Genomic DNA, 24,158 nt, shown 5'->3' with positions numbered 1-24,158 from the left:
ATATTACCGCCCCGGTCACTCATCCCGAAAACGATGGAATCATCCGGGCCCTGGTAATAGGTTCCAAAAGTCCACGAGCCATCCGTCGGCAGTGGTCCGCTGAGCATCTTTCCGCACCAGTCCGCCGAGAAGATGTTCCCCAGGTACTGTTCCAGATCGGTATAGCGGGTGTACAGGGCACCATCGCTGGAAATATAGTACCCTTCCTCTTCCTGGTATTCGCTGGGGTCAATGCCGATGTGCATCCCATAGTGTTCATACAGGAAATCGTACGCGGCAGCCAGAGCGGCGGCTGCCTGCTCATCCAGGGCAGCGGGTACCGTATAGGTATCTACCGTCTCGGTACGGGTAAAAGCCACCCAGGGCGTTTCGATGGTCACATCCTGCATCTCGATTTCAGGCAGGACATAGGCCTCATCCAGACAAAGAAGATAGTACCCACCACTAAAATCACTTTTTTCCGGGTCCGGGTTCATCGCCTGGAAGGTCTCCCACGGAACATTGTAGGTTTGGGCGGCTTCCTCCAGAGTACCGGGCCAGTAAAAAATCTTCAGTTGCACCGTTTCCGGCCAGTTCACATCCTCATCCACATTCAGTTTCCCCGGCGCGTAGGAAAAGTCGGGGGTGTTTTCCGGCATATAGGCCAGCCAAGAATCCAATGACACCGGCTCATAGGACGGAGCGGGGGGCGGCTCCGGGGAGGGTGTGAGGCTGGGTACGGGCGTGGCGGTGGGCGGCGCCGGGGTGGATTCCGGCTGGGAGGATCCGGTGCAGGCCGACAGCAGCAGTCCAGCGGCAAGGGTCAGGGACAGGCAGACAAGGCGGGTACGCATGGGGCATTCCTCTTTTCCCGGCTGCCTTGCCAGGGACCGCAGGACAGCCTTGGTTTCTTACCTTCAGTATAGCATAAAGCGCGCCCCTTTCCCATTAAAACCGGGAAAAGAACGCGCTTTTTTACAGTTGTATCTCAGATGTATCGCAGCCGGTCACTTTTGCCGCAGCTGTTCTTCCAGACCGGGGCGCGGGGTGACATACACGGTGGTATACACCTCATACAAAACCATGCCCGGTTTGGCGCCGTTGGCTTTCCAGATGTTTTTCACCTCGGTGGTATCCACCGGAACCTTGGCCCCGCCGTTCTGGCTGGAATGGAGCACTGCCAGTTCCGCCGCTTCCTGTCTGGTGGTATCGGGGATGTCCTCTCCGTGGCTCATGACAACCGCGTGGCTGCCGGGGGCTTTCTGCACATGGAACCACAGGTCCTTGCCCCGGGCGGTGTGCAGGGTGAGTTTGTCGTTCTGGGTGTTGCTGCGGCCCACCAGGATCTCAAAGCCGTCGCTGGAACGGTAGCGAAGGAAATCGGCAGGCTTCTGGCGCTTGTCCCGCTGTTTGAAGTATTTCAGGTATCCCTGGCTCTTCAGCTCGGCACGGATCTCGTTGAGTGCCTGTTCCCCGGGGGCAGATTCCACTTCATACAGGACGGTGGCCAGATATTCGATCTCGGTCTCCCCTTCCGCCAGTAGCTTTTTCAGCATGGCACCGGCGGTCTGTTTCTTCTTGTAGTCCTTGAAGTATTTCTGGGCGTTCTCATTGGGACCCAGACGGGGATCCAGCCGGATGGTCACAGGCTCGCCGGTGTAATAGTTTTCCACCGTGGCCTCCCGGTCCCCCTTGTGGATGGCCCACAGGTTGGCCTGCAGCAGCTCGCCGTACAGGCGCAGGGTATCGGCCTTCTGGCTCTGGGCCTGCTCCTCCCGGCGGGCCGCCTGCTTGCGCACGGCACGCTCGTACATGTTGTGAACAGCCTTGTACAGTTCCCGGCTCTTCTGGCGCAGGCGTTCAGCCCGGTCCTTGGTGGCGTAGTAGTCTTCCAGCATGACGCTGTAAGAAGGATACTCGGTCAGTCTGGCATTGGCACCATACTGCCGGGGCGCAAAAAAGCTGAATTCCACCGGCTTGAGAGAGCCGTCCGCCTGGGGCAGACGCACGGCTGTGGGGTGTCCCCCGGCAGCGTGTTCGGCTTTGAGGGATTCCAGCGCGGCGCACAAAGCCTGCCGCTGTTCTTCGTTCAGGTCACAGGCTGCCAGGGCGGTCTCGCCATCGAAGGCACGCCAGACCGCTTCCCGCAAGACCACCGGACCTACGCCGCCCACCGCTTTGCCCATAGCCTGGGCCACGGGCAGGTCAGTCCGGCAGGCCGTCTCCACGACAGCCGCCCCACTCACCGCCAGGAAATCCGGCTTGTTGGGTTTGGGAGGCAGGGTGTAGGGCAGACCGGGAAGGAGCTGACGGATCTCGCTGTCTTCAAAGTCCACACGCTTGAGGGCATCCACGATCTTGCCGTCCCGGAACAGTACCAGGTTGGAGTACCGGCCCATGAGCTCGGCGGCCAGGGTGTTCACCACCAGGTCTCCCATCTCGTTGGTGCAGCGGAAATCAAAGAACACGATCCGGTCCCCCGGTTCCCGGCGCAGCTCGATGAGACGGCCGCCGGTGAGGTGCTTGCGCAGCAGCATGCAGAACCCCGGCGGGGTGAGCGGATTTTCAAAAGTTTCCTGGGTCAGGCAGACCCGGGCGGACCCGCTGCGGGCCGACAACAGCAGGCGGTGCGTCTCGGTTCGGGTACGCAGGGTGATGAGCACCTCATCCCGGGTGGGCTCAAAAATCTTGTCGATCTTGGCGTCCAGCAGTTTTTCCCGCAGTTCGGCGGCCACCAGGTCCAGGGTGGCGGCATCCAGTGCCATAGGTTCTCCCCTCTTTCGGATTGACCTTCCCGGCAGACCGGGGCGGATCAATTACAGGTAGGTAAACGGATCGGTATCGGACAAGGCCAGCGTAATGCGCACCTCATCCGGCAGGGCGGCGGCCAGACGTTCAGCCAGCACCCGGGTGACCGGATGCTCGGTGGCCCAGTGTCCGGCCACCACCAGCCCCACCCCCATCTGGTGGGCCAGCAGAGCGATATGGTGGGCGGCTTCCCCGGTGACGAAGCAGTCGGCCCCCAAATCAATGGCCTCCTGCAGGTAGCTGCCGCCGCCACCGCTGACTTCCGCCAGACGGGTAACGGGCCGGTCAGCCTCCACAAACTGGGGATGCGCCCCCAGGCGGTCAGCACACAGCTTGGCCAGGTCCGCGGCGGTGGTGGGTTTCACATTGCCGATGCGGCCGCAGCCTTCGGCGAAGATTTCGGTGTCGGTCATGCCCAGGATGTCGGCCAGGGTATCATTGACACCGCCCGCTGCCGCATCCAGATTGGTGTGCATGCAGATGGCAGAGATACCGTTTTTGACCAGCAGGGCCGGCACATCCTTCGGGCCAAGATGCTTCAGGGGATTGAAGATGACCGGATGATGGGATACGATCAGGTCACAACCGCTTTCGGCGGCTTCCTGCACCACATCGGCGGTGATATCCAACGCCACCGCCACGGCCCCCACCGGGCGGCCGGTGTCCACCAGCAGGCCCACATTGTCCCAGCTGCAGGCCAGTTCCGGGGGTGCGAATTCCTTGAGGATCTGCAAAACTTGCTGTACGGTCACGGCCATTTTCCTGCCTCCACTTCTGCGATCAGGGAATCCACCGCGTCGGCTTCCGGGCCGTCGGTAAGTCCCCTGCGGTATTTTTTCAGCTTGCCGCACTGTTGGGCGCGGTATTCTTCGGCACCGGACTGTCCCTGTACCAGGCCGCACAGGCACCACAGTCCTTCCGGTTCATGGGGGTCGGCGGTGTAGCGGGCATTCATCACGGCGTACCAACGCCCCGCCGCATGGGCCAGGGTCTCCCCCTGCAGAGTGAACCCCCGCTGCGCCAGCCAGCGGCGCAGCAGGCTGTGCTTGGTGGCGGGTACCAGCACCAGATTATAGGCCGGATCAAACACCCAGGGGGCCGCGTCCAGGATCTCCATGATGGTCTGGGCCCCCATGCCGGCGATGATAATATCGGTGACCTCCCCAGGGCGGAGCACCTCCAGCCCGGGACCCAGACGGAACTGTACCTTGTCCCCATAGGGGGCGCAGGCGCGGCGGGCCTTGGCCAGGGGGTCCGGGCGCAGATCACATGCAAAAACCAGCGGGCAGCGTCCGCTGCCCGCCAGCCATGCACTCAGTTTGCCGTGGTCACACCCGATATCCGCCGCAATGCTGCCGGGGCGGACAAAGTCCGCCGCCGCTGCCAGACGGGCATCCAGGTGCGGTACTGCCTTACTGCTTGGCAAAGTATTCATTGAGCTGGTCGATGAGCGCATCGGGGTTCAGGCCATGGACGGCGCAGGCCTGTTCCACAGTCTCGCCGTGGGCAGCCATGCAGCCCAGGCAGTGCATGCCCGCGTTCTGGAAAATGGGCACGCAGCCCTGGGCGGGGTCATTCTTCAGGATGTCGATGATAATGGTATCTCTCTGAACAGTCATGGTAAAGTCCTTTCCTGCAGCCGGACATACCGGCTGAATCTGTGATTTTGATTTATTCAGAACCGGCACCGCCGAAGCGGTTGCCGGGTTCCTGCTTGGTAAAGAATCATGTCATCTGCCACTGGGCATACAGTCCGGCGCCCTGCAAAAGCACCAGAGAGGTCAGGCAGACCGTGGCCATAACCACAGGACGGGCAATGCTGCGGCGCACGGCAAAAGTGCGGGTGCTGCCCAGCAGGATCAGCGCCAGCGGCAGCACGGGCAGCCAGTACCGCCCCTGCACCCCGAAGATGGTGGTGTAGTTGATGGGGGTCCAGCTGAGGGCCGCAAAGAAGGTCAGGCCAACCACCAGGGCCACGATGACCCACCCGCCGGCGCGCACACGCCCCGGCAAAGCGGGTTCCTCCGTCCGGGGCAGAGCCGACGCCAGCAGCACCAGCACAAGCCCTACGCCCAGCAGCCAGCTGGCCTGGATGGGGTAAACAATGGGTTCTCCCAGTGCCGTGCCCAGCAGGCCCTGCAGCCAGTCCGCGCCCTCGGCGCTCACCGAACGCAGCAGCAGCTTGATGGTGGCAGACAGGTTACGGCAGATATACCCGGCGGAGTAGGTGTAGATGGAATCTCCGTTGGGCTGAATACCTTCCACCAGCTGTTCGGGGGTCAGGCCGCCCCACATATGGGTCAGCCGCCAGAACATCACCGGTACCGCCACACACACCACGGCCACCATACTTCCGAAGAAGATTTTTTGCAGGCGGGGGCTCCTGTGTATTTTCCAGTATACAAAGCCCAGCAGAGCCGCGGCAATGACCACGGCAACGGCAGCACGGGCCAGCCCCTCGCTGTCCACATCCCGGGTGGCATAGGTCAATGCTCCCAGATTCAGGTTCATCCAGCCCAGAACCGCCAGCACCAAGGCCAGAACCTTGACCAGGATACCGGGACGCATCTGCCATTTTGCCAGAGGCATAGTGGCGGACGCCGGATGACGGCGTGGGTCCAGGTTCGCCGCCGGCACCATCAGCACCAGCGCGGGCACCGGCAGATAGATGGCCTTGGCCGGACCGATGAGGAAGGCCAGAATTGCCAGCAGCACCAGTTCGGCACGGCGGGCGGGGCGCTGCCGCAAGGCAAAGCACAGCGCGGTAAAGCAGAATACCAGCCCTAGCACGGTGGCATCAGCCGAGAAGCTGGCCGCCAGCTGGAGAGTCTGGGGCAGCAGAGCCACACAGGTCAGAAGGCCCTTCCAGCGGTCGGGCATGAGCGCTGCGGCCAGCGCTGCCAGCACCAGGTAGACGATCAGGTTGCCCAGGCGTCCGGCCAGCAGCATGGCGTGGAAGCCGCGGCCCAAGGCGCGGGCCAGGGCCACCCCCAGGGTCTGCCCAAGATAAAGCGTCCGGTTGAAGCTGCCGCCCACGGTGAACTCGCTGGGGGTATCAGTCAGGCTGGAATCCGTGGTCTTTCCCAGATGGGACAGATACTCCTTGTAGGCAAAAATACCGATATCACCGCTGTGGGCTGTGAAGTACGGGGCATCACAGGAACGAACCAACAGACGCCAGCCGTCCTCTTCCCCGTTGGTAAGAGGCTGGCCCAGCAGTTCGCTGGCGGCCTGATAGCTGTTGGCCATGTGGGTGTATTCATCGGGTCCTACCAGCGGCGGTGTCACGATACTGAACGCACCGCCCAGCAGCGCACCGCAGACCAGGATCACGGCCCAGAAGGCCTTCCGGCCCGCCAGCAGCACAAGGGCCAGTACCACCGCCGCAAAAAGCAGCATCCCCAGGATCATGGACAGGGTCCGGGACCATTGACCGGAGTAATCCACCACATACTGCAACGCCACCGTGGCATCCAGCTCCTTGCCGGTGGTGTACTCCGTCAGGGGCATGGTGCCGGTCAGGCCGGAATCCTCCGCCGGAGCCACAACCCCTTCACTGACCCAAATTCCCATGGGCTGCTCGGCATCCTTGTCCGCCGTGCCCACGTAATAAAGATGAAGACGTATGGTTTCATCCTGGGTGGCTGTATACGGGTAGGGGAAAATGATGGTAGAGAAGGAATTGTCCCGAACCTCAAGGCAGCCAATATGCCCCTGAACGATCAATTCACCGTTCTCATCGATAATTTCGGCTACCACCTGCCCTGTGGCAAAGGCATAATTGTAATTGGTCAGATCAATGCGCACGCCATACAGTGTTTGGCCCGCCCGCAGCGGGGCAGCCTGAACAAAGCCGCCGTCTGCTGGAATTTCCAGCGTCTGGCTGTAGGTATCGTTGATGATCTGATAGACCGGCTCACCGTCCACCCGCTGGGACAGATCATATCCGGCCCAGGCAAGAACCAGGGCGGTGACGGCCGCCAGAAGCACCCCTGCCAGAAGCAGGCGCCGGCGCACCAGAAAAGCTTTGAGTTTTTGCAACGGTCTTTTGTCCTTTCCTGTCATGGGTTTCTGCCCGCACAAGGGCACGAAAGGGTGGTCACATACAGATTTTATTATATCCCAAAAACGGGCAATGCGCAACCGTGCCCCGACACAAAAAGCCGCGCCTCACCGGGAAAAGCCCCGGCAGGGCGCGGCTTGGCGCGTGGAGGTTACTTGTTGAAACGATCGCGCAGGTTCTTGAAGAAGCCCTTGCGCTTCTCGTAGTTGTCATCCTTGAGGGATTCGTCAAACGCCTTCAGGGCGTCGCGCTGGGCACGGGTCAGCTTCTTGGGGATCTCCACTTCCACGATGACATACTGGTCACCGCGGCCGCGGCCGTTCAGATACTGGATGCCCTGACCGCGCAGACGGAACCGGGTACCGCTCTGGGTGCCTTCGGGGATCTTTTGGGAGACCCGGCCGTCCACGGTAGGTACTTCGATCTCATCGCCCAGAACCGCCTGACTGAAGGTGATGGGCACGCGTACGGTCACGTCGTAGCCGTCCCGCAGGAAGATGGGGTCGGGCTTGACGGTCACATGCACGATCACGTCACCGGCCGGGCCACCGTTGGAACCGGCATCGCCCTGGCCGCGCAGCGCGATGTTCTGATCATCGTCGATACCGGCGGGGATGTTGACTTCCAGCGTCTTGCGCTTGCTCACCTTACCGGTACCGCGGCAGGTCTTGCAGGGGTCCTTGATGACGGTGCCGCGCCCGCCGCAGTGGGGGCAGGGCTGCTGGCTCTGCATCACACCGAAGGGGGTGCGCTGCTGGGTCACCACATACCCGCGGCCGTTGCACTGGGGACAGGTTTCGGGGCTGGAGCCCTTGGCGGCACCGGTGCCCCGGCAATCGGGGCAGGATTCCTGCCGGTTGATGGTGACTTTCTTGGCGCAGCCGTGGGCCGCTTCCTCAAAGGTCAGGATCACGCTGGCCTGGATGTCATGCCCCTTGCGGGGAGCGTTGGCGCGGGTACGCCCGCTGCCGCCGCCAAAACCGCCGAAGCCGCCGAAACCGCCGCCGAAGATATCGCCGAAGATATCCCCCAGGTCCACGCCGCCAAAGCCGCCCGCGCCGCCGAATCCGGCGCCGCCGTTGGCTGCGGCATAGTTGGGATCGACCCCGGCAAAGCCGAACTGGTCGTAACGCTTGCGCTTTTCCGGGTCGGAAAGGACGTCGTTGGCTTCATTGACCTCTTTGAACTTTTCCTCGGCGGTCTTGTCGCCGGGGTTCAGGTCGGGGTGGTACTTTTTGGCAAGCTTGCGGTAGGCGCTTTTGATCTCTGCCTCGCTGGCATTTTTGCCGACGCCAAGCACCTCGTAATAATCTCTTTTGTCTGCCATAGAATCACACCTTTATTTCTGTACAAGCCCCACAATGGCCGCCGCCGGATGTGCCGGCGGCGGCCCGATGGGAACTTACTGGATTTTGGACAGATCAGACTTCATGGAAGTCGGCGTCAACGGCGCCGTCATCCGCCTGGCCGTTGCCAGTGGCCTGCTGGCCGGGGGTCGGCTGGCCCTGGGCGCCCTGCTGCTGGGCAGCCTGCTGATAGACCTTTTCGCTGATGGCGTAGAAAGCCTTCTGCAGGTCGTCCTGCTTGGCCTTGATGTCGTCGATGGTGCCGGACTTCAGGGCTTCCTTCAGAGCGGACAGCTTAGTCTCGACTTCGCTCTTTTCAGAGGCGGAGACCTTGTCACCCAGCTCGTTCAGAGCCTTCTCGGTCTGGAAGACCATCTGGTCGGCGTTGTTGCGGGTGTCGACCTCTTCGCGGCGCTTCTTGTCCTCGGCGGCATACTGTTCGGCGTCCTTGACGGCCTTGTCGATGTCGTCCTTGCTCATGTTGGTGGAAGCGGTGATGGTGATGCTCTGTTCCTTGCCGGTGCCCAGGTCCTTGGCGCTTACGTGCACAATGCCGTTGGCATCGATATCAAAGGTAACTTCGATCTGAGGCACGCCGCGGGGAGCCGGAGCGATGCCGTCCAGATGGAAGGTACCCAGGCTCTTGTTGTCGCGGGCAAACTCACGCTCGCCCTGCAGAACGTTGACTTCCACGCTGGGCTGGTTGTCGGCGGCAGTGGAGAAGATCTGGCTCTTCTTGGTGGGGATGGTGGTGTTGCGGTCGATGATCTTGGTGCAGACGCCGCCCAGGGTCTCAATGCCCAGGCTCAGCGGGGTGACATCCAGCAGCAGCAGGCCCTTCACATCGCCCTGCAGAACACCGCCCTGGATGGCAGCGCCCACAGCGACACATTCATCGGGGTTGATGCCCTTGAAGGGTTCGCAGCCCAGTTCCTTCTTCACGGCGTCATAGACAGCCGGGATACGGGTGGAACCGCCGACCATCAGGACCTTCTTCAGGTCGCTGGCCTTCAGGCCGGCATCGGCCAGAGCCTTGCGGACGGGGGTCATGGTGCGGTCGACCAGATCGGAGGTCAGCTCGTTGAACTTGGCCCGGGTCAGGGTCATATCCAGGTGCTTGGGGCCGTTGGCATCCGCGGTGATGAAGGGCAGGTTGATGTTGGTGGAAGTGGCGCTGGACAGCTCGATCTTGGCCTTTTCGGCAGCTTCCTTCAGGCGCTGGGCAGCCATCTTGTCCTGACGCAGGTCGATGTTGTTCTCGCGCTTGAAGTCCTCGGCCATCCAGTCGATGATGCGCTGGTCGAAGTCATCGCCGCCCAGGTGGGTATCACCGTTGGTGGCCAGAACCTCGGTCACGCCGTCGCCCATCTCGATGATGGAGACATCGAAGGTACCGCCGCCCAGGTCGTAGACCATGATCTTCTGGTCGGCTTCCTTATCGATGCCGTAAGCCAGAGAAGCAGCCGTGGGCTCGTTGATGATACGGCGCACGTTCAGGCCGGCGATGGTGCCGGCGTTCTTGGTGGCCTGACGCTGGCTGTCGTTGAAGTAGGCAGGCACGGTGATGACGGCCTCCGTGACGGGCTCGCCCAGGTAAGCTTCGGCGTCAGCCTTCAGCTTGCTCAGGATCATGGCGCTGATCTCTTCGGGGGTGTAGTCCTTGCCGCCGGCATGGACCTTTTCGGCAGTGCCCATCTTACGCTTGATGGAAGAAATGGTGTTTTCGGGGTTGGTGATGGCCTGACGCTTGGCGACCTGGCCGACCAGACGCTCGCCGGTCTTGGTGAAACCGACGACGGAAGGCGTGGTGCGGGCGCCCTCAGAGTTGGCGATGACGACGGGCTCGCCGCCTTCCATAACGGCGACGCAGCTGTTGGTAGTACCAAGGTCAATACCGATGATCTTACTCATAATGAAAAACTCCCTTCGTTTTCCTTTCCCTGCCCCTCTTTCGGGGCGGTCGGGTTGTTGTTGTTTTTATGGTTCGATGATGAAATTGGAAATATCTTTGTATCTGAAACGGGCATGGGGCCCGGTTCATGCTTTATTCGGCCACGACCACGGTGGCGTGGCGGATGATCTTGTCGCCGATCTTGTAGCCTTTCTGGAAGACCCGGACGACGGTACCGCTCTCCTGCCCTTCTTCGGGCGGGACCTGCTGCACAGCGTTCATGAACTGGGGGTCAAAAGGCTTGCCCAGGGCTTCGATCTCCACAATGTGCAGAGTATCCAGGGCCTTGGCGGCCTTGTCCAGGGTCATCACGACGCCCTTCTTGTAGTTCTCGTCGGCGCAGTCGGCGTTGGCGGCCATATCCAGGGTGTCCAGGATGGTGAGGATCTGGGTCACGGCGTGGCTGACACCGTCATTGAACTTCATATCCGCTTCCCGGGCGGTACGCTTGCGGTAGTTGTCGTACTCGGCGGCGGTGCGCAGCAGCTGATCTTTCAGCTCCTTGTTCTTGGCTTCCGCTGCTTCCAGCTTGGCCTGGGCCGCTTCCAGTTCCCGGTTCTTCTTGCCGAACCAGTCCTTCTTTTCCTTTTCGAACTTGGGTTCGGCTTTGGTCTCGGTCTTGTCTGCCTGAGGCGCAGCGGTCTCGGCAGCTTGCTCAGCCTTGGGTGCGGTGTCGGCCGGCGCGCTCTGCGCTTCTGCCGTGGGTTCTGCCGCTCCGTTGGGCTTCTTGGTTTCGTTTGTAGAGCTCATGTCTGCTCCTCCTGCTTTTTTCCGGACATTTGCTGCCCGAGTTTGGTTGCAAAATATTCAAGGATGGGAATCAACTGTTGGAAGTGCATCCGGTTGGAGCCGATCAGCGCCACCGTGCCGGTGAGGCCGCCGCCCGCCAGATACCGTTTGCTGACGACGCAGACACCCGGCATTTCCGGCCGGACATCCTCGCCCAGGGTGGCGGTAAGTTTGTTGCCGTGGGGCTCGATGAGGGTGCGGGCCGCTTCGCTGTCGGAGAAGATCTCCAGCAGCAGGCCCAGGTTCTTGCGCACATCGGTCATCTGGGCCAGATGCTGCGCGCCTTCAAAGTAGACCCGCGGGGTGGTGCGCACCAGCGCTTCGGCGGCGCGAACCACCGGAGCCAGACGCTCGCCGGCCGCCAGCAGCAGTTCGGCGCTCAAGGTCTCGGTCACATCCTCCGGCACCACAAAGGTCAGGTTGCAGTTGAGCAGGGTGGCCAGGGTCTGGGCATCGGCGCGGGAGAATCCATCCGCCACGCGGGCCACGCGGGTCCGCACCCCGCCGGCGCTGGTCACGGCCAGCACGGCTGCGGTGTAGCGCCCTACCTGCACCACCTCGAAATGGGCGATGCAAAGATCGTCCGACTGGGGTGTGCTGACCGCCGCTGCCAGCCCGGTGATCTCGGCCAGGGCGCGGGCTGCGCTCTGGGCCAGCTTTTCCGGCTCGGCATCCATGGCGGCAAAAAGTTCATCAATGTGTTCCCGGTCTTCCTTCGGGAGCTCGGTGATGCCCGGTGCTCCCAACAGATGATCCAGATAGTAGCGGTAACCCTGTGCGCTGGGCACCCGGCCCGCACTGGTGTGGGGCTGTTCCAGCAGCCCCAGCTTGGTCAGGGCAGCCATCTCGTTGCGCAATGTGGCGCTGGAGAGGGCCATGTCGAAATAATTGGCCAGCAGGCCGGAACCGACCGGTTCCCCGTCGGCCCCGTACAGGGCGACGACGGCTTCCAGAATGCGCTGCTTGCGCCGGTCCATTGCCATGCCGCCCACTTCCTTTCGCTTCTTGTTTAGCACTCTCTGTTCCCGAGTGCTAAGTCTATTATATCCCTCCTTCCCCGGCTGTCAAGAGTTTTTGCAGAAAAGTTTGAAAGTTTAACAGTTTTGACACAAAGAAGCCCGCAGACCGCCTGCCCGGGCTGAGGCAGACGGTCCGCGGGTCCTTTCATCATTCTTCCATCCACTTTGCCAGGAAGGCGGCCGCAATGGCAAGGCTTGCGACGGTGTGCTCATCCGGCGGCGGGTCTTTGGCAGTTCCCAGTGTCAGCACCCCGCCCTCCACATCTCCGTGGGCTACGATGGGCGACGCACACAGGATCTGGCGGTCACTGCGTTCCAGTGCGCGCAGGCGGCGTTCCGGGTCAGCTGGCGCGGTATAGGTCGTCCGCATGGCCAGCAGCTTCTGCATGGCGTCGGACACCGGACGGCCTTTCAGGTCTGCCTTGTTGGGGCCGGTGGCCGCCACGATGGTGTCCCGGTCGCAGACCAGTACCGGACAGTGCAGGTTTTTGGCCAGCACATCGGCATACACGCCCGAAAGCTGTCCCAGTTCCACCAGGGGGGAATACTTTTTGAACACCACTTCCCCGCCGGCGTCGGTAAAAATTTCCAGTGCGTCGCCCTGGCGGATGCGCTGGGTACGGCGGATCTCCTTGGGAATGACCACCCGGCCCAGCTCATCAATGCGGCGCACGATCCCTGTTGCTTTCATACACATACTCCTTGAACGTCTGCTTTTGGTATTTGCTTCCTTGGCTGTTGGTATTGTCTGCATCTGTATCCAAATTATGCAAAGGCAGGATTTGACCCGCAGCCGGACAGCGTGGTAAGATGAAGGAAATTCATCCGCAGGAGGCATACCATGGAATTGTTGCAGACCACCCTGTGCTATCTGGAACGGGATGGGCAGTACCTGATGCTGCATCGGGTAAAGAAAAAGCAGGACGTAAACAAAGACAAATGGATCGGCGTCGGGGGCAAGTTCGAGCCCGGAGAAGACGCGGTGGCCTGCGCTTTGCGGGAGGTGCAGGAGGAGACCGGTCTGACCATGCACACACCTCTGTACCGGGGTATCGTGGACTTTTTCTGTCCACCATGGCCCGCCGAGCGGATGCACCTGTTTACCTGCACCGATTTTTCCGGAGAGATGCGCGTATGCGACGAGGGCGACCTGGAATGGGTGGACAAGGAAAAGGTGTCCGCCCTGCCCATTTGGGAAGGCGACAAGATCTTTTTTGCCCTGTTGGCCGGGAACGAGCCCTTCTTTCACCTGGAACTGCAGTACGAAAAAGACGTTCTGGTGCGCGCCTGCCTGAACGGTCAGGAACTGCCCCGCTGACCACATCCCGTCCACTTCCTATATTAAAGAAGAAAGCAGCCCCATGCGGAAGAAGGCTTCCGTACGGGGCTGCTGTTTTTTTATGGAGTCGGATCAGTCTGAGGTGGCCGTGGATGTGGCCGGTTCGTCGGTGGTCGAATCGGAGGTATCTCCGGTATCCCCTTCGCCGCTGCCGTCCGTGTTTTCCTCCCCCGTGCCGTCTTCAGCGGGGGTGGTCTCGTCGGTGGTTCCGTCCTCGGTGGGCGTATCGCCCTCCGTGGTCTCCTCCTCCGGTGTCAGTTCAGAGGAAGACGCATCCCCGGCACCGGCGGCGTCGGTCATGGTGGAATCCAGCTGATTCTGCACCAAAGCCTGGGGATCATCAACAGAACTGGTGGGCGCCGGTGTGGCCGAAGCCTGGGTCTCCACCTGCATCTCGCTTTCCTGCAGGGCGGTCAGATACCACTGGCGGTTCTCGCCCCGGCTGAACACGAAGTCCATGTACTTGGTGGGCTCGGTGGGAGCGGTCAGGGACAGTTCCCCGCTGGCACTGTTGCTGATGGTGGGAATATACCCCACGGTGACATAGGTCTTGCCGGACTGGGTCCAGATTTTCTCCACTTCCGGCGTATAAAGGCCCACCGCACCGGTGACGGGGACCAGATACCCCTGACGGTCGGAGTCATAATTGTAAATGAACTCTTCGGTCTCGAAGCTGCCTTCTTCCAGGGGATAATCAGGTCCCAGAAGGTTGGTCAGGTAGGTGTCGATCTCCAGCTGCGGCAGAATCAGGGAGCCGGTCTCTGTGTCACGTTCATAGTCATCCAGCGTGCCGTCTTTCTGCGCCTGATACACGGTCCCCCAGATGGCTGCCTGCCGGAAGACGGTGGAATCCACCTGAGAGACATCATCAAAGGGCAGCACATCGAACATGACCAGACCGTACACCCGGTCGGCAAAACGTTCGCGGCGGTCGGAGTCATCCAGAGCGGCGCGCAGAGCGCCCACACACCAGTTCAGCACGGTGAACAAACCGATCACAACCAGAACCAGGGCCACGGCGCCCAGAATCTGTCGGGCCAGACGGCGGCTGTTGCGCAGTTGTTCCTCACGAGAATTTGCCATGAAAGGGTCTCCTTATAGATTTGATAAGCCAAAGGGTAAAGCCGGACGGCAGGCCGCCGGCAGCATGTCATACCATGCAGTATACCACAAACGCCGCCGCTTTGCAAAGAGCCGCGGCGGCGTTTTTCTCTCATTTGAAAATTTTACTTGTTCTTGTACATCTGCTCATAGTACTTCTGGTAATCACCGCTGGTGACATGTTCCATCCACTCGGGGTTGGCCAGATACCAGTCAATGGTCAGCACAATGCCCTTCTCGAAGGGAGTCTCGGGATACCAGCCCAGATCATTCTTGATCTTGGTGGGGTCAATGCCGTAACGGCGGTCATGACCCAGGCGGTCGGCCACATGGGTGATCAGATCCTCACTGATGCCCTCATCCTTCAGGCGGTCATGCAGCTGGGCAATGACGGTCTTGACGATGAAGATGTTGGGGCGCTCGTTGTGGCCGCCCACATTGTACACCTCGCCCACCTTGCCGTCGGACGCCACCATGTCGATGGCCTTGCAGTGGTCCATGACATACAGCCAGTCACGAACCTGCATGCCGTCGCCGTAGACGGGCAGGGTCTTGTGATGCTTGGCGTTGTTGATCAGCAGGGGGATCAGCTTTTCGGGGAACTGATAGGGGCCGTAGTTGTTGGAGCAGCGGGTGATGTTCACCGGCATGCCGTAGGTGTCGTGGAAGGCCATGACAAACATGTCGGCGCTGGCCTTGGAGCTGGAATAGGGGCTGTGGGGGCACAGCGGGGTGGTCTCGGTGAAATAGCCTTCAGGGCCCAGCGCGCCGTAGACTTCGTCGGTGGAGACCTGCAGGTACTTCTTGCCTTCCTTCCAGGTGCGGGCGTCGGCGTCATACCAGGCGTTCTTGCAGCACTGCAGCAGATTCACGGTGCCCAGGACGTTGCTCTCCACAAAGATCTCGGGGTTCTTGATGCTGCGGTCCACATGGCTCTCGGCCGCGAAGTTGATGACGTAATCGGGATCGTACTCCTCCATCAGGCGGGTGACCAGTTCCCGGTCGCAGATATCCCCCTGCACAAAGATGTGGCGGGGGTCGCCCTCAATATCCTTGAGGTTTTCCAGGTTGCCGGCGTAGGTCAGCTTGTCCAGGTTGATCAGGCGGATATCCTGGTGCTTCTCCAGCATATAGTGCACAAAGTTGGAACCGATAAAACCGGCGCAGCCGGTGGCAAGATACGTTTTCATAAATTATTCTCCATCCCAGTTTTTGAAAAAGTCATTGATGGCGTCTTTCCAGTCCCGCATTTCATCCCCCACAGTGCAGCGCAGGGCGCAGTTGTCCAGTGCGCTCCAGGCGGGGCGGTTGGCACTCTCGGGGTGTGCGGCCGCATATTCGGCGCTGGTGCAGGGCTTGACGTTGCAGGGAAGGCCCGCCAGACGCATGATCTCGGAAGCGAACTCATACCAGCTGCAGACCCCGTTGCAGGTGCAGTGGTAGGTGCCGTAATCATGGCTGACAGCCAGCTTCAGCAGGTGATAAGCCAGGTCCACCGCGTTGGTGGGGTTGCCCAGCTGGTCATTGACCACCGTCACTTCGCTGTGGGTCTTGCCCAGGTTGACCATGGTCTTGACAAAGTTCTTGCCATGATACCCGTACAGCCAAGCGGTGCGCACGATGAAATGGCGGCGGCAGAAGCGCTGCACATACTGTTCGCCCAGAAGTTTGGTCTGGCCATAGGCCGAGACCGGTGCGGGCACACAGCACTCATCCAGCGGGGTGTGGCCATCCGGACCGTTGGGGGTGCCGGCGAACACATAGTCGGTGGACACATGAATCAGGCGGGCGTTGATCTTATCGCAGGCAATGGCCAGGTTCCGCGGTCCCAGGGCGTTGACCTTGAAAGCCGCGTCCCGGTTGGTCTCACATCCATTGACGTTGGTAAAGGCCGCACAGTTGATGACGGTATCCGGCTGGTGCCGGCGGATATAGGCCACGGTGGCTTCCCGGTCGGTGATGTCCAGGTCGTCAATGTCCACAGGGATGACCGTTGCCTTGCGCAGACGTTCGGGCAGCGGCCCCAGCACACAACCTTCGGCGCTGAGCTGCCGCTGCAGCTCGGTGCCAAGCTGCCCGCGGCAGCCGGTGATCAGAATCTTCATCCAGTGAATTCTCCCCTGCTCTCAGTATTTGAGCTTGTCCTCAGCCACGTTGCGCAGGTGGGCACCGTACGGGCTCTTGCCGTAGCGTTCGGCGCTTTCCAGCAGTTTGGCGCGGCTGATCCAGCCATATTTATATGCAATTTCTTCCGGTGCCGAAATCTTGATGCCCTGGCGCTGTTCGATCATGCGGACAAAATCGGCAGCCTCCACCAGGCTGTCCATGGTGCCGGTGTCCAGCCAGGCGTACCCGCGGCCCAGCAGCTGCACATCCAGCTGGCCATCCTGCAGGTACATGTCATTCAGCGTGGTGATCTCCAGTTCCCCGCGGGCACTGGGCTTGACCTTCTTGGCGCGCTCCACCACATCCTTGCTGTAGAAATACAGACCGGTCACGGCATAGTTGCTCTTGGGATGCGCCGGCTTTTCCTCAATGGAGGTGGCACGGCCTTCTTCGTCGAAGGCAACGACGCCGAAGCGTTCCGGGTCATTGACAAAATAACCGAACACGGTGGCGCGGCCGGCCTCGGCGTTGGCAGCGGCGGCCTTCAACCGCTTGGAGAAACCGGCCCCGTAGAAGATGTTGTCTCCCAGCACCATGGCGCAGGCATCATCACCGATGAACTCCTCCCCCAAAATGAAAGCCTGGGCCAGACCGTCCGGGGAAGGCTGGACCTTGTACTGCAGGTGCAGGCCATACTGGGAACCATCCCCCAGCAGCTGTTCGAAGCGAGGGGTATCGGTGGGAGTGGAAATGATGAGAATGTCCTGAATGCCTGCCAGCATCAGGGTGGACAGCGGATAGTAGATCATGGGCTTGTCATAGACAGGCAGCAGCTGCTTGGAAGTGACCATGGTCAGAGGGTACAAGCGTGTACCGGCGCCGCCGGCAAGGACGATACCTTTCATAGTGTTAGCTCCTGTTTCGCAGTGCGCCCGCCCATCCCAAAGGGGCAGAAAACGGCACAGTATTATTTCTTACGATTATAACGTACTTTTGTGCTGATGACAAGAGGGCCTTACAAAAAACGAAATGCCGAACTGGTAAACATGAATAAAATTCTCCGCATCAAATGTATATGGGTTTGCATATTTCGTACATTTTTGGTAAAATATAGGATATAAAAGATCAATCCTTTTACAAAGGCCAGGGTCTGCCACGGTGAAAAGATCCCGCTTTGTAAAATATTTTCTTACACTTTGCCAACGCAATGGCACAACCAGAGGTTTTTCTTACAAAGGGACTTTCTGTTTTTGTGAATATTCTGCTGTGCGGTACCCGCAGAAGCAGCCCAGCCGCGGCTGCCGCGCACGGGAAGGAAGTGATTGGGAAAATGTTGACCTTCAACATGGACGTGGAACCGTGCAGCCGGTGGCTTCGGACCACGCCCGGTGCCGCGGCGCTTGCCCAGCCATATTTCTGCACCGAAGCCGGTCTGTTCTATGGCCGGGAACGGTTTGCCACCGCCCGCACCGACAAGGAAGCGTATCTGCTGCTGTACACGCTGGAGGGCACCGGCCTGATCGAGCAGAACGAAACCCAGGTAACCCTGGGGCCGGGGTGCGCGCTGCTTCTGGACTGCCGCGCTCCCCAGAACTACGGCACGGCCCAGGGTCAAAGCCGCTGGCACCATTACTGGGCCCTGATTGAGGGCACCGGTGTACAGGCGCTGGCATCGGTCCTGTGCCCGGACAAACGCCCCTGCACGGTGGAGCTGCCGGAAGCACCGCCTCTGTTTGATGAGCTTCTGGACCGCCTTGAGACCGAGACAGCCGAAAGCGCCGTGACCAATGCGCTGGTGCTCCATCGTCTTCTGGCTGCCATGGCACAGCATCATCTGGCCGGCGATTCGGCTGCCGCCAACCGCAAAATGATCGAGGATGCCGTGGTCCACATCCGCACCCACTACGCCGAGGCCCTCTGCCTGGATGAGCTGCTGTCCAGCGCCCACATCAGCAAGAGTTATTTTCTGCGGCTGTTCCGCCAGTACATGGGGACCACCCCCTATAACTTCCTGCTGTGTTACCGGATCACCAAGGCAAAGGAATTGCTGGCACAGACCGATCTGCCTGTGGGCGCGGTGGCGCATCAGGTGGGGTTCGGCGATGAGAGCAATTTTTCCACCCGGTTCACTGCCATGGTGGGGCAAAGCCCCCTGCGGTATCGCAAAGGCGCCCTGCGCGCCAGATAGGACAACTGCTATGCATACAGCAAAATACCCCGCAGAGGTCGTGGAGCTTCCACGGACTCTGCGGGGAGTTCTTTTTTACTTCAGACCACGTCGAACTGAACCGGGGTCAGGAACAGACGGGAGACCTCTTCCCTGTCGCCGGACTGTCCCAGGGCCCACATCAGCTTGACGGCGGCGGCTTCAGGGGTCATGTCCCGGGCTTCCAGCACACCGGGAAGCGCCTTGGCGGCACGGCCCACTTCATACACACCCAGGTCGCTGCCTTCATGCGGGACCTGGGTGGTAAACACCACCAGCCGCCCTGCGGCGCACCAGTCCTGCACGGCGGCGAACAGTTCGCCGTCATCCCCGCCGGGCAGGCCGCCCACGCCGAAACTTTCCAGGATCAGCGCCTTGCAGTGGCCGGCCAGCAGCGGAATGATATCCGCCCGCATCCCGGGGATCAGGCGCAGCACAAACACCGCCGGGTCCAGCTTCTCATAAAAGCGGACAGGGCCGTAATTCTGGGGACGGGGCAAAAACGGGATCAGACGCAGGTCACGGAATTCCGCCGTGTTGGGGTAATCGATGCTGGAAAAAGCGTTGAAGCTCTTGGTGCGGGTCTTGCGCGCCCGGGTCCCCAGGATGACCTTGCCGTCAAATACCAGCTGTACCCCCCAGGCCGCATCATCACAGGCATACAGCACCGCCCGATGCAGATTGTTGCGGGCATCGGTATCCCGGTTATAGATAGACTTCTGGCTGCCGGTGAGCACCACGGGTTTGGGGCTCTGCTGGATCATGTAGGAAAGCGCCGCCGCGGTATAGGCCATGGTGTCGGTGCCATGGGTGATGACAAAACCGTCGTACTCATCATACCGGCGGCGGACTTCGGCGGCGATCTGCGCCCACTGCTCCGGGCCCACACTGGTGGAATCCAGGTTGAACAGCTGTACCGCATCCATGTGGCACACCCCCGCCAGTTCCGGCACACAGGCCAGCAGCTCATCGGAGGTGATCATGGGGGCCAGTCCCCCCGCCGCGGTAGGCCGGCTGGCAATGGTGCCGCCGGTGGCAAGAAGCAGTATATGTTTCATGGTTTTGTCTCCTTTTGTTGACTCTTGTCCGATTATAGCACAGGCAGACCCCCCTGCACAGCGATTTTTTGGGATTTCTGCAAAGTTCCGGGGTTGACAGGATTCCCCGGCCCGTGCTACAGTGTAAGCAAGCGGAAGTCTATTTGAATAGACCAGCAAAAACGAACCGTCCTTCGCCGGAAAGGCCAAGGCCAAGCCGGTTCATTATCAGGAAACGAGGTCAACTTTGATGGAAAAGATGCTGCGCCTTGCCGAGGGCGAATACCGTTTTGCCTCCCTTGTGTGGGAAAATGAGCCGCTGTCCAGCGGACAGCTGGTCAGGCTGGCGGCCGACGCCCTGGGCTGGAAGAAGAGCACCACCTATACCGTGCTGAAAAAACTTTGCGAGCGCGGCATTCTGTGCAATGAGGACGGCACGGTGACCGCCCTGGTCAAGCAGAGTGCCGTACAGCAGCAGGAGAGCACCGCGGTGGTGGACCGCACCTTTGGCGGAAGTCTGCCCCGGTTTGTGGCCGCCTTCCTCAACGAAAAGCCCATCACCAAAGCGGAGGCCGCCGAGATCCGGGCGATTCTGGACGCGGCCCGCACCGAACAGGAGGACGGACAATGACCGGATTCTTTTGGGCTTTGCTCACAGCCGGGGCAAGCGGCGCCGTCGCGGTGCTTCTGGCTCTGGGGGTGTGCGCCCTGCTGCGTCATGCACGGGCCCCCGGCTGGCTGCTGTGCCTGGTCTGGCTGGCAGTCGGGCTGCGCTTTGCCGTGCCGGACGGGCTGGTTCCCATCACTCTGCCGCGGCCCGAAAGCGAAGGGCTGCAGCAGCTGGCCGCCGCAGCCGAGACGGTGCGGGACGCCACCCCCGCCGAGGCCGCGGCCCAGGCGGTGCAGGTACTGGACGCCGCCGGTCTGGCCGTGGACATGCAGCCGGAACAGGTTCCGGCTGTGGACTGGATGCTGCTGGCAGGCGGCTGCTGGGCGGCGGGCACCGTTTTCCTGCTGGGGCGGGCCGTCCTTTCCGGCATAAAGCTGCGCCGTCGTGTGGCGCTGGCCTGCAAAACCCCGGACGGCTGTTACACCTGCGCCCAGGTGACCGCGCCCTTCACCCTGGGCCTGCTGCGGCCCAGAATTTATCTGCCGGATGATCTGCAGGGGGACGTGCGCCGCGCTGTGCGCCTGCACGAACAGACCCACATCCGCCGGGGAGATTGCCTGACAAAGCCGCTGTACTATCTGGTGGTCTGCCTGCATTGGTGGAACCCGCTGGTCTGGCTGGCCTTCTCCCAGTTTGAGCACGCCATGGAGACAGCCTGCGACGAAGCCGCTGTACGCGGCTGTACCGCAGCCCAGCGCAGCCAGTACTGTGAAAGCCTGCTGCATTACGCCACCCTGCGGACACCGGGCGGCGCCCTGGCTTTCGGCGCCCCCAAGGCGGGGCAGCGCATCCTGCACGCCCTGCGGTACCGGACCCCCGGCAAGGCGGTTCTGGCCCTGTGCATGGCGGTCGCCATGCTGGCCGCCCTGGTGGTGCTGGCGCGGCCGACTCTGGCAGTGGAAGCCGCCCCCACCGATCCGGCGCCGGCCACCGCCGGACAGCAAGAGACACCGGACACCGCCCCGCAAACGGATGAGAGCACTGCCGCAGAAGGCGAACCTCTGACCGATTCTCTCACCCCATCGGAGGATACCGTGGAGGAGAGCGTCTTTGATCCGGCCGGCGGCTTCATTCTGCCTCTGTCCGATTACCGGTACTTCTCCCGCGGGATGGGTCCCTACCACAAAGGCGACGACATTGCCGCCGAGGCAGGCACCCCCGTCCTGGCTGCGGCGGGCGGCACCGTGACCAACGCGCAATTTCATTACAGCTATGGCAATGTTATCGTCATCGACCACGGAGCAGACCGGCAGGGGCGGCACTGGTACACCTTGTACGCCCATTTGCGGGACCTGCTGGTGGAGGCAGGCCAGACCGTGCAGCAGGGAGAAGAGATCGGCACGGTAGGCTCCACCGGAAACGCCACCGGCATGGCCCTGCACGTTGAAGTGCGCTGCGAAGACACCCTGCTGGCGCCCACAATGTATCTGCCCTACACCGAGACCATCCCCGCCCAAGCAGCAAAACAGGGCGTGCTGTTGGAAGCCATGACCGAGGACCCCGCCATTGCCAACGCCATTGCCCAGCGGGCCACCGGCAGTCAGGCACCGGCCACCCTATCCTATCCCCTGCCGGAAACCGGCAAGGTCACCTCTGCATACGAAGCGGGCATCCACGAAGGACTGGACCTGAAACAGCCGGAGGGCACCGATGTACTGGCTATGGGCGATGGTATTGTGCTCTTTGCCGGCCGGGATGACCGCTACGGCTGGACCGTGATCATCGGACACGGCAACAACGGCGATGGGCAGCCTCTGATGACCCTGTACGCCCATTTGCAGGATGAGCCTTCCGTCCTGATGGGGCAGCTGGTGACCGAAGGGCAGGTTATCGGGCAGGTGGGCACCACCGGATTTTCCACCGGTCCTCATCTTCACGTTGCCGTTCTGCTGGATGGCACCTTTGTTGATCCGCAGTCCTGGATCCGTTGAGGAAAGCATCTTATGAAACACAATGACCGCAGCGGCACCGCCCCCTTGGCGGCGGTGCTGGTTTTTTGCATCCTTTTTTCCCTGTTCGGGGGTCTTTTTGCCCCTCTGGCTGCCACCAAAGAAGAATTGCAGCAACAGTTGAACGATGCCAAAGACGCTTACGATGAAGCCGCCAAGAAACAGGAAGAGATGGAGAACCAGGCCCAGCAGACACAGGAGCAGATCGGTGAACTGAATGACCGGTCGGAAGAGATCTCTGCCCAGCTGAGTCAGGTATACAGCGCCCTGACCGAAGCCCAGACCCGGTTGGATGAAGCGCAGGGAGAGGCGGAGGCAGCCCAGGCAGCCCTGGAACAAAAACAGGCCGAATACGACACCCGCTGGGAGGAATCCAAAGAGCAGCTGGCCGCCATGCAGAAGCTGCACTACAACGGCAGTCTTTCGATTCTGAGTCAGGCCACCAACCTGTTCCAGCTCCTGAACTTTTCCCAGGCGCTGGCGGATATCACCGACAAGAACACCGAGGTCCTCACCCGGCTGGACACCGAGGCCGCCGAGCTGGAGAAAGCACGGGAACAGGCCCAGGCCGCCGCCGACAATGCCAAGGCCGCCCAGGACGAATTGCTGATCCAGGAACAGGCTTTGCAGGATACCGCCAATCAGCTGGCCGATGCCCTGATGGCTGCCAACGCCGACCTGGATGAACAGCAGGCCCAGGCGGAAGCCCAGGCCCAGATCACCGAGGAGGCGAAAAAAGCCTACCAGCAGGCCACCGCCGAGCTGGATGCCTACGCCAAGAGCCAGAACAGCAAGTACACCACCGCCACACTGTACTGCAGCCTGGACTTCGGCTGTGCCCTGACCCCCGGCATGCGTATCAGCTGCAACTACGGGGACCCGGACGGCATTGACGGCTCGCCCCATCACGGCACCGATTTTCCCGCTGCCAAGGGAACGCCCATCTATGCGGTGGCCGACGGGGTGGTGAGCGCCGCCCGGGCCATGCCCAGCTACGGCAACTGTGTGCAGATCAGCCACGGCACCGCCGACGACGGCAACAACTATGCCACTCTGTATGCCCATATGTCTTCCATTGCGGTGAGCGAAGGCCAGACGGTGACCAAGGGACAGGTCATCGGATATGTGGGCAACACCGGGGATGTCAGCGGCAAAAACGGCGGCTACCACCTGCACCTGGAACTGCGCATCAACGGCAGCCGGGTCAACGCCATGAGTTATATCCCTCACTGACAGCCCCGAAAACTTTATGATATTCGGTTCCCGGCTTTACCTTTCGGCAAGACTGTGATACAATACCGAACATAGTTAAGCTACGCCGGGAGGGGTTTGGGAATGGACCATATTGACCGCAAAATCATTGATATTCTGCAAAAGGACGCCCGCGCACCGCTGAAGCAGATCGCCGATCAGGTGTTTTTGTCCTCCCCTGCCGTGTCTGCCCGCATTGCCAGACTGGAAAAAGACGGCTGTCTGACCGGGTACCAGGCCCAGGTGGACGCGGTGAAGATGGGGTATCTGGTCAAGGCCTTCATCAACCTGGATATGGACCCCCAGCGCAAGCCGGAGTTTTATCCCTACATCCAGGCCTGCCCCCAGGTGGTGGAATGCTGCTGCGTCACCGGGGATTACAGCATGCTCATTGAGGTGCTGTTTGCCACCACCCAGGAGCTGGATACCTTCATCAACCAGCTGCAGCAATACGGACGCACCCGCACCCAGATTGTCTTCTCCACCCCGGTGGAACACCGTGGGGTGCCGGTCAGCCGTGAGGAAGATGAAAAAGCGTAACACA

General features: G+C 61.0%; 21 protein-coding genes and 1 pseudogene. 6 read left to right on the top strand and 16 right to left on the bottom strand.

Translation table 11 applies throughout. The annotated features are described in order from the left end of the window. From Q0K17_RS04720 to Q0K17_RS04670, 11 genes and pseudogenes are all read right to left on the bottom strand, one after another. Positions 1-833: pseudogene (locus Q0K17_RS04720) on the bottom strand (hypothetical protein); the annotation flags it as partial. 153 nt (positions 834-986) lie between these two features. Next, complete coding sequence (locus tag Q0K17_RS04715; protein WP_294540482.1) at positions 987-2,744, bottom strand: NFACT RNA binding domain-containing protein; 1,758 nt, start codon at positions 2,742-2,744, stop codon at positions 987-989. Positions 2,745-2,795: 51 nt separating this feature from the next. Continuing rightward, the gene (locus Q0K17_RS04710; protein ID WP_294540481.1) at positions 2,796-3,545 is read right to left on the bottom strand and encodes a Nif3-like dinuclear metal center hexameric protein; all 750 of its coding nucleotides are present in this window, start codon (positions 3,543-3,545) and stop codon (positions 2,796-2,798) included. After that, positions 3,536-4,213, bottom strand: a complete 678-nt coding sequence (locus Q0K17_RS04705; RefSeq protein WP_294540479.1) for a class I SAM-dependent methyltransferase — start codon at positions 4,211-4,213, stop codon at positions 3,536-3,538. Before Q0K17_RS04705 ends, Q0K17_RS04710 begins: the two co-directional genes overlap by 10 nt. Continuing rightward, a complete protein-coding gene (locus tag Q0K17_RS04700) occupies positions 4,200-4,406 on the bottom strand; it encodes a DUF1858 domain-containing protein (RefSeq protein WP_294540477.1) in 207 nt (68 codons plus the stop codon). Before Q0K17_RS04700 ends, Q0K17_RS04705 begins: the two co-directional genes overlap by 14 nt. A 106-nt stretch (positions 4,407-4,512) precedes the next feature. Further along, entirely contained in the window at positions 4,513-6,828 is a 2,316-nt protein-coding gene (locus tag Q0K17_RS04695; protein WP_294540474.1) for a DUF2142 domain-containing protein, read from the bottom strand. 173 nt (positions 6,829-7,001) lie between these two features. Next, positions 7,002-8,177 carry a molecular chaperone DnaJ gene (dnaJ, locus tag Q0K17_RS04690; RefSeq protein WP_294540473.1) on the bottom strand — a complete coding sequence of 392 codons (1,176 nt, stop codon included), beginning with the start codon at positions 8,175-8,177 and terminating at the stop codon, positions 7,002-7,004. Between the two features lie 94 nt (positions 8,178-8,271). After that, entirely contained in the window at positions 8,272-10,107 is a 1,836-nt protein-coding gene (dnaK, locus tag Q0K17_RS04685; protein WP_294540471.1) for a molecular chaperone DnaK, read from the bottom strand. 133 nt (positions 10,108-10,240) lie between these two features. Next, entirely contained in the window at positions 10,241-10,897 is a 657-nt protein-coding gene (gene grpE / locus Q0K17_RS04680) for a nucleotide exchange factor GrpE (RefSeq protein WP_294540469.1), read from the bottom strand. Next, positions 10,894-11,919 (bottom strand): heat-inducible transcriptional repressor HrcA, encoded by a 1,026-nt coding sequence (gene hrcA / locus Q0K17_RS04675; protein WP_294540467.1) that lies wholly within the window; start codon positions 11,917-11,919, stop codon positions 10,894-10,896. The genes grpE and hrcA overlap by 4 nt, the downstream gene beginning before the upstream one ends. Positions 11,920-12,103: 184 nt before the next feature. Next, positions 12,104-12,646 (bottom strand): stage V sporulation T C-terminal domain-containing protein, encoded by a 543-nt coding sequence (locus tag Q0K17_RS04670; protein WP_294540465.1) that lies wholly within the window; start codon positions 12,644-12,646, stop codon positions 12,104-12,106. A 150-nt stretch (positions 12,647-12,796) separates the two neighbouring features. Here Q0K17_RS04670 and Q0K17_RS04665 point away from each other — a divergent pair, with 150 nt between their 5' ends. Further along, on the top strand, positions 12,797-13,273 hold the full coding sequence (locus tag Q0K17_RS04665; protein ID WP_294540463.1) for an 8-oxo-dGTP diphosphatase: 477 nt from the start codon (positions 12,797-12,799) through the stop codon (positions 13,271-13,273). A gap of 93 nt (positions 13,274-13,366) precedes the next feature. On the opposite strand, the gene Q0K17_RS04660 is transcribed toward Q0K17_RS04665, so the two are convergent. From Q0K17_RS04660 to rfbA, 4 genes are all read right to left on the bottom strand, one after another. Continuing rightward, the gene (locus Q0K17_RS04660; RefSeq protein WP_294540461.1) at positions 13,367-14,377 is read right to left on the bottom strand and encodes an Ice-structuring protein; all 1,011 of its coding nucleotides are present in this window, start codon (positions 14,375-14,377) and stop codon (positions 13,367-13,369) included. Positions 14,378-14,520: 143 nt separating this feature from the next. Further along, the gene (gene rfbB / locus Q0K17_RS04655; RefSeq protein WP_294540459.1) at positions 14,521-15,585 is read right to left on the bottom strand and encodes a dTDP-glucose 4,6-dehydratase; all 1,065 of its coding nucleotides are present in this window, start codon (positions 15,583-15,585) and stop codon (positions 14,521-14,523) included. Positions 15,586-15,588: 3 nt separating this feature from the next. Next, on the bottom strand, positions 15,589-16,500 hold the full coding sequence (gene rfbD / locus Q0K17_RS04650) for a dTDP-4-dehydrorhamnose reductase (RefSeq protein WP_294540457.1): 912 nt from the start codon (positions 16,498-16,500) through the stop codon (positions 15,589-15,591). A 21-nt stretch (positions 16,501-16,521) separates the two neighbouring features. Then, positions 16,522-17,406: a glucose-1-phosphate thymidylyltransferase RfbA gene (gene rfbA, locus Q0K17_RS04645; RefSeq protein WP_294540455.1), complete on the bottom strand. Its 885-nt coding sequence runs from the start codon at positions 17,404-17,406 to the stop codon at positions 16,522-16,524. A gap of 440 nt (positions 17,407-17,846) precedes the next feature. Between rfbA and Q0K17_RS04640 the strand changes: the two genes are divergently transcribed. Further along, positions 17,847-18,689: an AraC family transcriptional regulator gene (locus Q0K17_RS04640; protein WP_294540453.1), complete on the top strand. Its 843-nt coding sequence runs from the start codon at positions 17,847-17,849 to the stop codon at positions 18,687-18,689. A gap of 80 nt (positions 18,690-18,769) precedes the next feature. Here the strand turns inward: Q0K17_RS04640 and Q0K17_RS04635 are convergent, their stop codons facing one another. Beyond that, on the bottom strand, positions 18,770-19,765 hold the full coding sequence (locus tag Q0K17_RS04635) for an asparaginase (protein ID WP_294540451.1): 996 nt from the start codon (positions 19,763-19,765) through the stop codon (positions 18,770-18,772). 229 nt (positions 19,766-19,994) lie between these two features. On the opposite strand from Q0K17_RS04635, the gene Q0K17_RS04630 reads away from it, so the two are divergent. From Q0K17_RS04630 to Q0K17_RS04615, 4 genes are all read left to right on the top strand, one after another. Further along, positions 19,995-20,375, top strand: coding sequence for a BlaI/MecI/CopY family transcriptional regulator (locus tag Q0K17_RS04630; RefSeq protein ID WP_294540449.1), 381 nt, complete (start codon positions 19,995-19,997; stop codon positions 20,373-20,375). Continuing rightward, entirely contained in the window at positions 20,372-22,345 is a 1,974-nt protein-coding gene (locus Q0K17_RS04625; RefSeq protein WP_294540447.1) for a M23/M56 family metallopeptidase, read from the top strand. Before Q0K17_RS04630 ends, Q0K17_RS04625 begins: the two co-directional genes overlap by 4 nt. Before the next feature lie 12 nt (positions 22,346-22,357). After that, positions 22,358-23,596 (top strand): murein hydrolase activator EnvC, encoded by a 1,239-nt coding sequence (locus tag Q0K17_RS04620; RefSeq protein ID WP_294540445.1) that lies wholly within the window; start codon positions 22,358-22,360, stop codon positions 23,594-23,596. A 102-nt stretch (positions 23,597-23,698) separates the two neighbouring features. Beyond that, a complete protein-coding gene (locus Q0K17_RS04615; RefSeq protein WP_294540444.1) occupies positions 23,699-24,154 on the top strand; it encodes an Lrp/AsnC family transcriptional regulator in 456 nt (151 codons plus the stop codon). Positions 24,155-24,158: the final 4 nt, after the last annotated feature.

Source organism: uncultured Gemmiger sp. (genome assembly GCA_944388105.1).
GTDB lineage: Bacteria > Bacillota > Clostridia > Oscillospirales > Ruminococcaceae > Gemmiger.
Note: the sequence above shows the minus strand (reverse complement) of the source record. Positions and strands in the feature narration are given on the sequence as shown.